The organism is Nocardia sp. NPDC060255 (assembly GCF_042727395.1).
Classification (GTDB): domain Bacteria; phylum Actinomycetota; class Actinomycetes; order Mycobacteriales; family Mycobacteriaceae; genus Nocardia.
In genome coordinates, this window is record NZ_JBHXAU010000028.1 from 91,393 (window position 1) to 104,336 (window position 12,944).

15 protein-coding genes are annotated in these 12,944 nt (G+C 67.1%); 8 read left to right on the top strand and 7 right to left on the bottom strand.

Translation table 11 applies throughout. The features are described from left to right. Window positions 1-3: 3 nt before the first annotated feature. The 4 genes from ACFWF1_RS36435 to ACFWF1_RS36450 are packed head-to-tail and all read right to left on the bottom strand — an operon-like array spanning window position 4 to window position 2,739. A complete protein-coding gene (locus tag ACFWF1_RS36435; protein WP_379288575.1) occupies window positions 4-552 on the bottom strand; it encodes a nuclear transport factor 2 family protein in 549 nt (182 codons plus the stop codon). Further along, window positions 552-758 carry a ferredoxin gene (locus ACFWF1_RS36440; protein ID WP_379288573.1) on the bottom strand — a complete coding sequence of 69 codons (207 nt, stop codon included), beginning with the start codon at window positions 756-758 and terminating at the stop codon, window positions 552-554. The genes ACFWF1_RS36435 and ACFWF1_RS36440 overlap by 1 nt, the downstream gene beginning before the upstream one ends. Further along, complete coding sequence (locus ACFWF1_RS36445; RefSeq protein ID WP_379288572.1) at window positions 755-1,534, bottom strand: SDR family oxidoreductase; 780 nt, start codon at window positions 1,532-1,534, stop codon at window positions 755-757. Before ACFWF1_RS36445 ends, ACFWF1_RS36440 begins: the two co-directional genes overlap by 4 nt. Continuing rightward, window positions 1,534-2,739, bottom strand: a complete 1,206-nt coding sequence (locus ACFWF1_RS36450) for a cytochrome P450 (protein WP_379288777.1) — start codon at window positions 2,737-2,739, stop codon at window positions 1,534-1,536. Before ACFWF1_RS36450 ends, ACFWF1_RS36445 begins: the two co-directional genes overlap by 1 nt. A gap of 298 nt (window positions 2,740-3,037) precedes the next feature. On the opposite strand from ACFWF1_RS36450, the gene ACFWF1_RS36455 reads away from it, so the two are divergent. Genes ACFWF1_RS36455 through ACFWF1_RS36480 form a run of 6 tightly spaced genes read left to right on the top strand, consistent with a single transcriptional unit; the run spans window position 3,038 to window position 8,625 of the window. After that, window positions 3,038-4,507: an aldehyde dehydrogenase gene (locus ACFWF1_RS36455; protein WP_379288570.1), complete on the top strand. Its 1,470-nt coding sequence runs from the start codon at window positions 3,038-3,040 to the stop codon at window positions 4,505-4,507. Between the two features lie 15 nt (window positions 4,508-4,522). Next, window positions 4,523-5,272: an SDR family oxidoreductase gene (locus ACFWF1_RS36460; protein ID WP_379288568.1), complete on the top strand. Its 750-nt coding sequence runs from the start codon at window positions 4,523-4,525 to the stop codon at window positions 5,270-5,272. Beyond that, complete coding sequence (locus ACFWF1_RS36465) at window positions 5,269-6,135, top strand: NAD(P)-dependent oxidoreductase (protein WP_379288566.1); 867 nt, start codon at window positions 5,269-5,271, stop codon at window positions 6,133-6,135. The genes ACFWF1_RS36460 and ACFWF1_RS36465 overlap by 4 nt, the downstream gene beginning before the upstream one ends. Then, complete coding sequence (locus tag ACFWF1_RS36470) at window positions 6,132-6,536, top strand: carboxymuconolactone decarboxylase family protein (protein ID WP_379288564.1); 405 nt, start codon at window positions 6,132-6,134, stop codon at window positions 6,534-6,536. Before ACFWF1_RS36465 ends, ACFWF1_RS36470 begins: the two co-directional genes overlap by 4 nt. A 12-nt stretch (window positions 6,537-6,548) precedes the next feature. After that, window positions 6,549-8,018 (top strand): FAD-dependent oxidoreductase, encoded by a 1,470-nt coding sequence (locus tag ACFWF1_RS36475; protein ID WP_379288562.1) that lies wholly within the window; start codon window positions 6,549-6,551, stop codon window positions 8,016-8,018. A gap of 28 nt (window positions 8,019-8,046) precedes the next feature. Then, the gene (locus ACFWF1_RS36480; RefSeq protein WP_379288560.1) at window positions 8,047-8,625 is read left to right on the top strand and encodes a TetR/AcrR family transcriptional regulator; all 579 of its coding nucleotides are present in this window, start codon (window positions 8,047-8,049) and stop codon (window positions 8,623-8,625) included. Between the two features lie 36 nt (window positions 8,626-8,661). On the opposite strand, the gene ACFWF1_RS36485 is transcribed toward ACFWF1_RS36480, so the two are convergent. Both ACFWF1_RS36485 and ACFWF1_RS36490 read right to left on the bottom strand, forming a co-directional pair. Continuing rightward, window positions 8,662-9,243 carry a dihydrofolate reductase family protein gene (locus tag ACFWF1_RS36485; RefSeq protein WP_379288558.1) on the bottom strand — a complete coding sequence of 194 codons (582 nt, stop codon included), beginning with the start codon at window positions 9,241-9,243 and terminating at the stop codon, window positions 8,662-8,664. 65 nt (window positions 9,244-9,308) lie between these two features. After that, window positions 9,309-10,259, bottom strand: a complete 951-nt coding sequence (locus ACFWF1_RS36490; RefSeq protein ID WP_379288556.1) for a helix-turn-helix domain-containing protein — start codon at window positions 10,257-10,259, stop codon at window positions 9,309-9,311. 68 nt (window positions 10,260-10,327) lie between these two features. Here ACFWF1_RS36490 and ACFWF1_RS36495 point away from each other — a divergent pair, with 68 nt between their 5' ends. Beyond that, a complete protein-coding gene (locus ACFWF1_RS36495; RefSeq protein WP_379288554.1) occupies window positions 10,328-10,723 on the top strand; it encodes a helix-turn-helix domain-containing protein in 396 nt (131 codons plus the stop codon). Here ACFWF1_RS36495 and ACFWF1_RS36500 read toward each other — a convergent pair. Continuing rightward, window positions 10,672-11,115, bottom strand: a complete 444-nt coding sequence (locus tag ACFWF1_RS36500; protein ID WP_379288552.1) for a nuclear transport factor 2 family protein — start codon at window positions 11,113-11,115, stop codon at window positions 10,672-10,674. The genes ACFWF1_RS36495 and ACFWF1_RS36500 overlap by 52 nt on opposite strands. Before the next feature lie 241 nt (window positions 11,116-11,356). Here ACFWF1_RS36500 and ACFWF1_RS36505 point away from each other — a divergent pair, with 241 nt between their 5' ends. Beyond that, complete coding sequence (locus ACFWF1_RS36505) at window positions 11,357-12,943, top strand: GMC family oxidoreductase (protein ID WP_379322260.1); 1,587 nt, start codon at window positions 11,357-11,359, stop codon at window positions 12,941-12,943. The last annotated feature ends 1 nt before the right edge of the window (window position 12,944 follow it).

Here is a 12,944-nt window from a genome sequence, read left to right on the forward strand (position 1 = left end):
CATTCACCACAGCGAGGCCGGTGACTCACCGATCGGGTACCACCCCGGCAGTGGTCCGGCGACCGAGCGTTCGATGCGCTGCTGCATGCCGGCGGGCAGCACCTTGCCGGTGATCATCTCCATGAACATGTGCGAGACGTTGCCGAAGTCGAAAAAGTCACGCTGCCAGGACCATTGGAAGTCGCCGCCGTAGCGGAACCAACTGCCGCCGATGCCCTCGGGTGAATAGTGCCGTCCGTCGGGCCGTTTCACCTCCGACACCTGCTTCCAGAAGCCGATGACGGTGCCGGTGCGGTCGTCGATGACGAATTCCTGGTACGGGTAGGTCCAGCCGTCCAGTCCCTGCATCTCCTGGCCGAGGGCGAGGTCCCGGATCTCGCCGCGGCCGACGGCCATGAATTGTTGCGCCGGGCCGTAGTTCCAGCCGTAGGTGGCGTCCTCGGTGTACATCTCCGCCAAGGGTTTCCAGTCGCCCTTCTCCTCGCAGCGCTGGTTCTCGATCAGCCACCGCCGGACCATCTCGTCCAGCTCGTCACGCGGGAAACCTGTCATCACCGGGCACCTTCCGTGGGAGCGATCGACAGTGCTTGCGTCGGGCAGTAGTGGACGGCCCGTTCGATGTCGGCCCGATCGGCCGGGTCGGGCACGTCCACCAGGATTTCCACCTGGCCGCGCTTGGGCACCCGGAAGGCGTTCGGCGCCTCGTCCTGACACACGGCATGCCCCTGACACAGGTCCAGATCGGCGATGATTCTCACTTCTGGCTCACCTGGGCTTCCGGCTGGACTTCGACGAGCACGAGATGCGCCCCGCGCGGCGTGGACACCACCGCGACCACGGCGGCGGCCAGAGCGGACGGGCGCAGCATGTTCGGATGCCGGGCGAAGCCCCAGTCCTTCCACGACGCCAGCAGCGGCCCGACGACCTCCGGGGTGGAGTTCATCCCCATTCCGGTCAGCGTCGGGCCGGGTCGCACCAATGAGGCTCGAATCCCGCTGCCTTCCAATTCCATCCGCATCTGCGAGGCCATGGCCTCCAATGCGGCCTTGGCCGCGCTGTAGGCACCGGTGCGCGGCCGCGGCTCGGGAGCGCAGTCGGAGCTGATCAGCACGACGTCACCGCGCTGCCGATCGAGCATGCCGGGCAGCACCCGGTGCACCAGCCGATGCGCACCGACCAGATGCACCTGAACCTGACTCAGAAACCGCTCCGGATCCATCTCGTGCACCGGCGAGAATTCGATGTCCCCGGCGCTGGAGACCAGAATCTCGATGGGGCCCAACGCATTTTCGGCTGCGGTCACGAATTCATCGATCGACGCGGCCTCGGTGACGTCCAACCGCTGTGCGAAGGCTTCGCCGCCGTTGGCGCGAATCTTGTCCGCCAGTTCCACGCACTGGTCGACCCGGCGCGCGCCGAGCGCGACCGGATACCCGAGTTCGGCCAGCGCCGCCGCGGTGGCGGCACCGATGCCCGACGACGCTCCGGCGATCAGGACCGGGCGGCGGGCCGGGTGGGGTTCGAAACGCGGCACTATCTCGCCTCCACAACGATCGGCAGCTTCGCGAAGCCGCGCACATTCGAGGAGTGCACGCGCACGATGCCCGCCTCGACCACGTCGTAAGTCCGCACCCGGCAGGCAAATTCGCGCAACGCAACCGCAGCCTCCAACCGAGCCAGATGCGCGCCGAGGCAGTAGTGCACGCCCGCACCGAAACTCGCCAGCCCGGCCTTGTCGGCCCGGTCGATCCGGTAGGCGTCGCCGTCGTCGAACACGGCGGGATCGCGGTTGGCCGAACCGATCAGCAGCAGCACTTTGGCACCGGCGGGGATGGTGCCGCCGTAATAGTCGAGTTCCGCGGTGGCGGAGCGGGCGATCACCTGACTAGAGGTGTCGTAACGCAGCGTCTCCTCCACCCAGTCCGACACGTGCGCGGGCTCCGCCGCGACCTTGGCGTACTCCCCCGGATTCCGTGCGCCCCAGTACAGCGCGTTGCCCAGCAGCTTCGTGGTGGTCTCGTTGCCAGCGACCACCATCAGGAACAGGAAGCCGATGATCTCCTCGTCCGACAGTGTGTCGCCGTCGACTTCGGCATCCAGCAGCGCCGAGGTGAGGTCGGCGCTAGGCGTGCGCCTGCGCTCGGCCACCATCTCGGTGTAGTAGGTGAGCAGCTTGATCGACGCCTCGATGGACGCCTGCGGAATGTCGAGCACGCCGTCGTCCCGATGCACGACAAGGTCGGCGAGCCTGCGGATTTCGACGCGGTCGCTTGCGGGCACGCCCATCAGCTCGGAGATGACGTCCATCGGCAGCTTGCCCGCGACCTCATCGATCCAGTCGAAAGATCCGGTGGCAAGCGCGGGTTCGAGGTAGGACAGCGTCAATTCCTTGATGCGGCCCTGCATTTCGGCCACCCGCTTCGGCGTGAACCCCTTGTACACCAGCCTGCGCATGCGCAGATGCCGCGGATCGTCCATGGCGAGGAACGACATCACCCGATGCGCATGCGGGCCCCAGGCGGCCGGATCGAGGGAAACACCGTTGGCGCTGGACAGCCTTGTGCTGTCCCGGAATCCGTTGGTCACGTCGGCGTGCCTCGACAGCGCCCAGAAATCCAGCTCGGCGTTGTAGTACAACGGCGCTTCGGTGCGTAGCCGGTGATACGTCGGATACGGGTCCTCATGGAACCGGTAGTCGTACGGATCGAACGTCACGGGTTCCACCGCGGCCGTCACCACACCCACCCCGCATTCGAGAACAAGTTCCCCCGAGCGCGAACTCGCATCGAACCGGGCGGCGACAGATAGCTGGACATGTGTCTGGACAGTACCACCGGCACCTACCTCCGACAACGTTTCCACCGGCTTACCAACACCATTGCGCACAATCCAGTCGACCCGCCCGGGAACCGCAGAGAATCCACCACGGGTCGTGGGACGCTTAGCCCAGAATGACAGAGTTAGAACCTGTTCTTGCGCGAAATCGCGGGTCGTGACTATATTCCGTACACGTGTCCAGACAGCATCGGAGAACCGCATGACCAGCCTGCTGCCCGCCGATGGTGCGCGACTGCTGATCGGCGGCAAGCTGGTCGAGGGTGGCGACGGCCGGTTCGCCACCGTGAATCCGGCGACCGAGGAGGTGCTCGGGCACGCCGCGAACGCGAACGCCGCCGACATGGATGCGGCAATCACCGCCGCCCGCAACGCATTCGACGACACCGACTGGTCCCGCAATCACGCATTCCGCGCGCACTGCCTCGAACAACTGCGCACCGCGCTGCAATCGCACATCGAGGACCTGCGCGCGCTCACCATCGCCGAGGCGGGCGCGCCCGCCATGTTCACCCGGGGCCCGCAACTGGAGGGGCCGGTAGCCGACCTCGCCTACTCGGCCGCACTCGCCGAAACCTACAGCTGGGAAACCGATCTCGGTGTCGCGGAGCCGATGGGCATCAAGACCCGCCGGGTTTTACGCCGCGAACCCGTCGGCGTGGTCGGCGCGATCACCCCGTGGAACTTCCCGCACCAGATCACCTTCGCCAAGCTCGGTCCCGCGCTCGCCGCCGGAAACACCGTGGTGCTCAAGCCCGCTCCCGACACACCCTGGTGTGCGGCGGCCGTCGGCGCGATCGTCGCCGAGCAGACCGACATCCCGGCCGGTGTGCTGAATATCGTGACCTCCGCCGACCACGGGCTCGGTGCCCAACTCGCCGAGCACCCCCTGGTCGACCTGATCAGCTTCACCGGCTCGACGCAGACCGGGCGCGCGGTGATGCGCGGCGCCGCAACGACACTCAAGAAGGCGTTCCTGGAACTGGGTGGCAAGTCCGCGTTCATCGTGCTCGACGACGCGAATATCGCAGGAGCCTGTGCGGTGGCTGCGTTTTCGGTCTGCGTGCACGCCGGACAGGGCTGCGCGATCACCACCAGGCTGCTCGTTCCGCGCGCGGCCTACGACGAGGCGGTGCAGGCCGCCGCCGCGACCATCGCCGGGATCAAGCCGGGCGATCCCGCCAGCTCGCGGACCGTCTGCGGGCCCCTCATCTCCGAACGGCAGCGCGCCCGAGTGGAGCGCTATCTGGACATCGCGCGATCGGAGGGTGGCCGCATCGTGGTCGGCGGCGGCCGGCCGAAGCACCTGGACCGCGGCTTCTTCCTCGAGCCGACGCTGATCGCCGACGTGCCCAACACCGCGACCGTCGCCCGCGAGGAAATCTTCGGCCCCGTGCTGGTCGTCATTCCGCACGACGGCGACGACGACGCCATCCGCCTCGCCAACGACTCCCCCTACGGCCTGTCCGGCTCGGTCTGGGGCACCGACCCCGAGCGAATCCGCCACGTCACCAACGGCGTACGCACCGGGACGCTGAGCGTCAACGGTGGCGTCTGGTACTCCGCCGACGCCCCCTTCGGCGGCTACAAGCAGTCCGGCATCGGCCGGGAGATGGGCCTCGCAGGGTTCGAGGAATACCTGGAAACCAAGCTGATCGCGACCGCCGGATAAGAGGAGCACATCGTCATGGCCCGTTTCGCGGGAAGATCCGTCATCGTCACCGGTGCCGCACAGGGCATCGGTGCCGCGTACGCCGCCGCGCTGGCCGCCGAGGGCGCGAAAGTCGTTGTCGCCGACAAGAATGCCGAGGGCGGCCAGGCCACGGTGGAGAAGATCACCGCCGACGGCGGTACCGCACTGTTCGGTCAGGTCGACGTGGCCGATCCCGAATCCGCCGCCGCGCTGGCCGCATTGACGGTCGCCGAGTTCGGCGGCATCGATCACCTCGTCAACAACGCCGCCATCTACGGCGAGATGAAGCTCAACCTGCTGCTCACCGTGCCGTGGGACTACTACAAGAAATTCATGAGCGTGAACATGGACGGCGCGCTGAACATGACCCGGGCCGTCTGGCCGCACATGCGCAAGGCAGGCGGCTCGATCGTCAACCAATCGTCCACCGCCGCTTGGACTTACTCCAGCTTCTACGGCCTGGCCAAGGTCGGCATCAACGGCCTGACCCAGCAGTTGGCGTTCGAGCTGGGCGGCTCGAACATCCGAATCAACGCCATCGCACCGGGTCCCATCGACACCGACGCCACCAAGGCGGTGACGCCGCCGGCGATCGTCGAAGACATGGTGAATCGTCTACCGCTCAAGCGGATGGGCACACCCGCGGACCTGGTCGGCGCGTGCCTGTACCTGCTGTCCGACGAGGCGAGCTGGGTCACCGGTCAGATCTTCAATGTCGATGGCGGACAGGTGTTCCGGTCATGAACGAGCCCAGAATCGGCTTCATCGGCCTCGGTGCCATGGGCGCGCCGATGGCGAAGCGCCTGCTCGACTGGCCGGGTGGACTCACCGTGTGCGACGTTCGCCCCGAGGCCATGAAGCCCTACACCGAGGAAGGCGCCGAGGCCGCCCCCTCTCCGGCCGAGGTCGCCGAACACGCCACGGTCGTCTCGGTGGCAGTGGTGGACGACGCCCAGGTGCGCGACGTCATCACCGGCCGCGAAGGTGTATTGCGCAGTGCCGCACCGGGAACCGTGGTCGCTGTGCATTCGACGATCAGCGACCGGACCGCCGAGGAACTGGCCGCCGAATGCACCACGCACGGTGTCGAACTCATCGACGCACCGGTAAGCGGCGGCAGACCGGGCGCCACGAAAGGCACGCTGGCTGTGATGGTCGGCGGCAGCGACGCGGCCTTCGAGCGAGTCCGGGCACCGTTCGGCTGCTTCGCCGATCTGATCGTGCACGCCGGACCGGTCGGTGCGGGCACCCGAATGAAGCTGGCGCGCAACCTGGTCCACTTCATCGCCTTCGCCGCGACAACCGAGGCACAACGACTGGCCGAGGCCGCCGGACTCGATATCACCCTGCTCGGCAAGGTCGTTCGCCATTCGGACGCCGTCACCGGCGGACCCGGCGCCATCATGCTCCGCGACCGCACCGCGCCGATCGCGGAGGGCGACTTCTGGCTGCCGATCCTCCAGCACGTGCGCGACCTCGGCGAGAAGGACCTCAACCTCGCCCTCGACCTCGGCGCCCGGCTCGACGTCCCACTCCCCCTGGCCGAACTCGCGCTCGAACGCCTCGGGCCGGGGCTCGGCGTCGGCGCCTCCGAAAGGCAATCATGACTGACAACGGTTCCGCCGATTCCGTGCGCGAGCGCGGCCTGGCCAAGATGGCCGAGGTGTACGGTACGGAATTCCAGGACTATCCCGGGTCCCACTTCGCCGTCACCGCCGACCACCTGTTCGCCGACATCTGGTCGCGTCCCGCACTGTCCATCCGGGACCGGCGACTGATCCTGCTCGGCGCACTCACCGCACAGGGCGCCATCGATACCGCGGGTATCCAGATCGGCGCCGCACTGCGCAACGAGGAACTCACCGAGGAGCAGCTGCACGAGATCGCGGTGTTCCTCTGCCACTACGTAGGTTGGCCGAACGGCACCAAACTCGACCTCCTGGTGGGCACCATTGTGGCGCAGCAGAAGAAGGCCGCCCGCAAGCAAGAATCCGATCGCACCGAGTGAAGGACCCGAAACATGTCTGATGCCAACACCCTTCGCCCGCTGCGTGCGAGCAGCGTCACCGAGTGGGACCATCGGGCCGACGTCGTCGTCGCCGGTTACGGCATCGCCGGGGTGTGCGCCGCGATCGAGGCGGCCCGCGCGGGCGCCGACGTGCTGATCCTGGAACGCACCGGCGGCTGGGGCGGTGCGGCCGCGATGGCGGGCGGCTTCATCTACCTCGGCGGCGGTACACCGCTGCAGCAGGCGCTCGGCTTCGAGGACACGCCGGAGAACATGGAGACCTTCCTGCTGGCCGCCCTCGGTCCCGGCGTGGACAAGGCCAAGATCGCCGACTACGCGCGCGGCAGCGTCGAGCACTACAACTGGCTCGTCGCCAACGGTGTGCCGTTCCGCGAAGCCTTCTGGGGCGAGCCGGGCTGGGAGCCGCCGCACGACGAGGGGCTGATGTACTCCGGCGGCGAGAACGCCGCACCGTTCAACACCATCGCGAAACCGGCACCGCGCGGCCATGTTCCGCAGATGGCGGACAAGAAGATCGGCCGCAAGAGCGGCGGCTACATGCTGATGAAGCCCTTGGCGGAGACCGCCGAATCCCTTGGTGTCCGAGTCGAATACGACCTGCGGCTCGGCCGGCTGGTGGTGGACGACGACGATCGCGTCGTCGGTGTGATCGCCAAACGCTACGGCAAGAAGGTGGCGATCCGCGCCGAGCGCGGAATCGTCTTGGCCACCGGCAGTTTCGCCTACCACCAGCAGATGATCGAAGGCTACGCGCCGCGCCTGATCGGCAGGCCCGCCGCCGCGATCGAGGAACACGACGGCATCGGTATCCGGGTCGCGCAAGCCCTCGGCGCGGAACTGGCACACATGGACGCGACCGAGGTGGCGTTCTTCGGCGACCCGCAGCTGATGGCGCGCGGCATCCTGGTCAACGGGCGCGGCCAGCGGTTCATCGCCGAGGACACCTACCCGGGCCGCATCGGCCAGGCAACGCTCATCCAACAGGAGAACCAGGCCTTCCTCGTCATCGACGAGGCCTCCTACGAGGCCGGACTCGCTACCGAAACGTCCACCCCGTTCTTCCGGCAGCCGCCCACCTGGGCCGCCGAAACGGTGGCGGAACTCGAGCGCGACATGGGGCTGCCCACTCTCGCACTGCAGGCCACCGTCGACTGCTACAACCTGCACGCCGCCGACCGCACGGACCCGCTGCTCGGCAAGAAGACGGAGTGGGTTCGGCCGCTGCAAGGTTCACTGGCCGCGTTCGATATGCGCGGATTCACCGCGGGTTTCACGCTCGGCGGACTGCGCACCGACCTGGATTCCCGGGTGCTGCACGTCTCCGGCGAGCCGATCCCCGGCCTGTTCGCCGCCGGGCGCTGCACCTCGGGACTGTGCGCGGGCGGGTACGTGAGCGGAGCTTCCCTGGGCGACGGCAGTTTCTATGGCCGGCGAGCGGGCATCGCCGCCGCGAAGAACTGAACAGTCACCGGTAGTAGTATCCAGACACATGTCCGAACCCGATTCCGTCATTCTCGAGGCGACCCGCCGCAGGCTGTCCGGGAAGCAGGCCGACACCGTCGACAAGCTCACCAGGTCGGCGGTGGAAGTGCTTGCGCGCGAAGGGTTCGCGGGGCTGACCATCCGGATGGTCGCCGCCACGGCGGGCGTCGGCGCGGCCACCGCGTACACCTATTTCTCCTCGAAGGAGCACCTGGTCGCCGAGATCTTCTGGCGGCGTTTGATTTCCGCGCCGTCACCGGTCAGCTCGGACGCGGACCCGACCGTCCGGGTGGTCGCCGAACTGCGGAACATCGCGATGCTCGTCGCCGACGAACAGGAACTGTCCGGCGCGGTGACCAGCGCGCTGCTCGGCCGCGACCCCGACGTGGTGCACCTGCGCGGCCGCATCGGCGGCGAGATCCGCAAGCGGCTCATCCGAGCGCTCGGCGAGAACCCGGATCCGGATGTCGTCGAGTCGCTGGAGTTGCTCTACGCAGGCGCCCTCGTGCGAGCGGGCATGGGTTACGCGTCCTATTCGGAAATCGCCGACCGCATCGAGAAATCCGCGCTGCTCATCCTGAAATAGCGATACCCATTCGCTTCGCGTACCCGCTCAGATCGATCAACGGCGCACCCGATAGCGCAAGTGAAGCACCCGGTTGCCCTGAATCACCGTGTCAGGATCCGCCAACAGGTGCTGCGCTTGGACCGACCCGAAGTAGCGCTTGCCGGACCCGAACACGACGGGTACGACGTCCATGCGTACCTCGTCGACCAGACCCGCGGCAAGCACCTGGCCACCGACGTCGCCGGCGGCGACCTCGACTATGCGGTCACCCGCGAGCTCCTGCGCCTTTGCCACGGCTGCCTCGACGCCGTCGACGAAGTGAAACGGCGCCTCGGAGTCCCAGCCCTCGGGGGCCGGCCGGTGCGTCACGACGACCACGTGTTCGATCCCGCTCGGCGGCTTCCCCTCCCAGCCGTCGGTCATGTCGAAGACGTGGCGACCGACGAGTGTCACCCCGATCTGGTCCCAGTACCGCCGGGTGTAGTCGTAGGACGTCTGCGACACCTTGACCGCGCCGCTCTCGTCCAATGGCACGTCACCGCTGGATAACCAGTCGAACAGCGGTCCGGGCTGGTCGTTCTCGTCCGCGACGAAGCCGTCCACCGACACCGAGCTGTACATGACCACCTTGCCCACGGGCTCTCCTTTGCTTTGAGGTGCCCTCAAATTAGCGTGTCGTGTGCTGGCGGTCTTGTAAGAAATCAATCGGCAGGCAGCGGCCAGCTGTCCAGCACGTGGCCGGGATGTTCGCGCAGGAACCGCCGCCGGACTTCGACGTACCGGGTCGGCGTGAGCCCGGTGAACGCCCGGAACTCGTGACCGAAGTGGGCCTGGTCGAAGTAGCCTGCGCCACCGGCGAGTTCGCCCCAGTCGATCGGTCCGGCCGGGTCGATCGAGAATACGGTGCCGGCGAAGCGGTATGTGCGGGCCAGCCGCTTCGGCGTGACGCCGATGAGCTCCTTGAACCGCTGTGCCAGATGAGTGGTGCTGACACCGGCTGCCACGCTCAGGTCGCCGATCGCCACCGCCCCGCTGGTTGCCGCGATGACGCTGCTCGTTTGACGGACCAGGCCCAGACCGGTGGTCTCGCAAAGCCGTTGCCTCAGCTCTTCCTCGAGCAGCGTCAGCATCTCGTGCGGTCCGTCCGCCGTGGCCAGCCGGTCTCGCAGCTCAGCCGTGGCGGCCCGGCCCCAAACCTGCTCGACCGTCACCGGCCGGTCACACAGCTCGGCCGCGGGCATCGGCAGGAACGGTGCCGCCCCCCACGGCTTGAAATGCACACCGACAGAACGGGTTCGGAGTGGGTAGCTGAACTCCAACGCGCGAGTGGGCATGGTGACCACGCAGCCGTCGGCGTACTCGGCCGTCTCGATGTCAGTGCCGGCGCGAATGCGGAATGGCGAACCGAGGTTGACGATGAGCAGCGCCGCCGGCATCGGCGGCAGCGTCAGCCGGGCGTACGGCGGCACACCCTCCAGGTAGTAAAGGTCGTCGATCAGCCCGTCCAGCGGCGGTCGCGGCACTCTGGACACGTACTCCACGCGCACAGCATCGCCGATGCCCCGCCGCCATCGCGCGCCGGGATGGTCCAGCCGCGATGCCGCCGACATCGAGCCGACCCGATCCCGGACGAGCACCCCCGGCTCAGCCACCGGAGTGTCTGCGACACAACACACCACGCCACAGGTCTGGGATCCCCCAGAGAACGTACGCTTGACGGGTGCAAGCGCGCGAGGTGGTCATCGTGGAAGACCTCGTCCGCCGCGCGGTGACCTACATCGACAGCCATCTCGACCAGGACCTGTCCGCGAGCGCGCTGGCGGCCGAAATCAGGGTCAGCGAACGGCATCTGACCCGCCTGTTCGTCACTGAACTCGGCCACACACCGGGCCGCTTCGTCCGCCGCGCCCGCACCGAGGCGGCGGCCCAACTACTGGCGAGCACCCGGCTGCCGATCGCGAGCATCGCTACCCGTTGCGGATTCGGTTCGGCCGAAACACTGCGGCAGGCTTTCGTCGACCGCTACGGCACCTCGCCGTCGCGCTTCCGGCTCGCGTACGCCGATCAGGACTCGACGGGTAATGGCAATTCGGTGAAGCCGAATGCGACGAGCTGACGCACCGGGTCGTGGTAGCTGACCCACTCGGCGACCTTGCCGTCGCGAAACCGGAAGATATTGAGATAGTCGTTGCGGTACGGCCTGCCGGTGTCCCGAACGACCATGTCGCCCTTGACCTCGACCAGAAAACTGTCCGGGTTCAGCATGGGCTCGACCTTGACCACCGATTGTTCGGTGGAGCTGTACCGATCCATCGCCCCACTCAATTGGCGCAGATTCTCCTTGCCCTCGCCATGATTCGGAAATCCGGGAAGCTGAAACGGGATCGACATCCGAACATCGTCGGTACACAACTCGTACAGCTTCTCGAACTCGCGCGCCGAGATGAATTCGTAGAACTGTTCGATCATCGCGACTTTGCGCTCGCGGTCCTCGTTCGACATCGTCATCACAGCCTCTCGATCAAAGGGAACCGAATGGTCTCAACCGAGACTACCAATTAAATACGACCGATCGATCGTTTTGTGACCGCGCTCACCCATTCCGCCACACTATCGGCCGCGAGCAAGATCAGTAAAGGACGCCATACCCACCACAGTCGACGACTTGTGTCCGGTTGCGCCGAAATCGAACCCCGGTCCGCCCCGGCCTCGTATCTTTGCCATAGGCGTCATAGATCGGAGTGGGACAGTGCAACCAGGTGGCCTTACCGCGGACTACGTGATCGTCGGCGCCGGATCCGCGGGGGCGGTGCTGGCCAATCGACTCAGTGCCGATCCGAATACCTCGGTGGTGTTGCTGGAGGCCGGGCCCGCGGACAAGAACAAATTCGCGCACATCCCCGCCGGTTTCGCGAAACTCTTTCGCACCGAAGTGGATTGGGACTACCTGACCGAACCACAGCCGGAGCTGAAGAACCGGCAGATCTACTGGCCGCGCGGCAAGATGTTCGGCGGCTCGTCCTCGATGAACGCGATGATGTGGGTGCGTGGTTTCCGCGCCGACTACGACGAGTGGGCGCTGCTGGCCGGCGAGGAGTGGGGGTTCGCGGCCGCCGTCGAGCAGTTCCGGCGGATCGAAAGTGTCGAGGACGCACAGTATCCGGACGAGGGCGCCAACGGGCCGTTGCACATCTCGCGCCAACGCAGCCCGCGCGCGCTGACCGCCGCGTACCTGGCCGCGGTGCGGGAGGCCGGTTTTCAGGTCGAACCGCCGAATCGGCCGGAGCCGGACGGCTTCAGCGAAACCATGGTCACCCAGCACGGCGGCCGGCGCTGGAGCACCGCGGACGGATACCTGCGCCCCGCGCTGAATCGACCGAACCTGACGGTCCGCAGCGAGGCGCTGGCCACCCGGGTGTTGTTCGAGGGAACCCAGGCGGTCGGCGTCGAATACCACCAGGGCGGCGGCCCGCACACGGTCACCGCGCGCCGCGAGGTGGTGCTGTGCGGTGGCGCGATCAACAGCCCGCAGTTGCTGATGCTTTCGGGCATCGGCGACCGAGACGAGTTGGCACGTCAGGGTATTCGTGCCCTGCGGCACGCGCCCGAGGTGGGCGCGAACCTGCAGGATCATCTCGTCACCGGCGTCGGCTACGGCGTGGCGGGCGATTCGCTGTTCGCCGCCGAGAAGCCGCGCCAACTGCTCGACTACCTGGTCCGGCATCGCGGCATGCTCACCTCCAATGTCGGTGAGGCCTACGGATTCGTCCGCAGCAGGCCCGATCTGGACCTGCCCGACCTCGAGATGATCTTCGCCCCGGCCCCGTTCTACTACGAGGCCCTGGTCGATCCGACCGAGCACGGCGTCATCCTGGCGACCGTGCTGCTGCGCCCGCACAGCCGCGGCCGGATCACGCTGGCCTCCGCGGATCCGGCCGCCAAGCCGCTGATCGACCCGCGCTACCTGTCCGACAGCGCGGGGATGGACCGCGCCGCGCTGATGTCGGGCCTGCGTACCTGCACCGACATCGCCGCCGCACCGGCCATGAAAGCCGTACTCGGCCCGATCATCTACCCGCCGCAGGCACCGTCCCAGCTGGAAGCCACCCTCGAACTCGCACTGAACGGCTACTCCCACACCCTGTATCACCCGGTCGGCACCTGCCGGATGGGCACCGACGTGGCCAGCGTCGTCACACCGAAGCTGGAAGTCCGTGGCGTACAGGGTCTTCGAGTGGCCGACGCCTCGGTGATGCCGCTGCTCATCCGCGGCCACACCCACGCACCCGCCGTTTTCATCGGCGAGCAGGCGGCCCGGTTCATCCAGAACGGCTAAC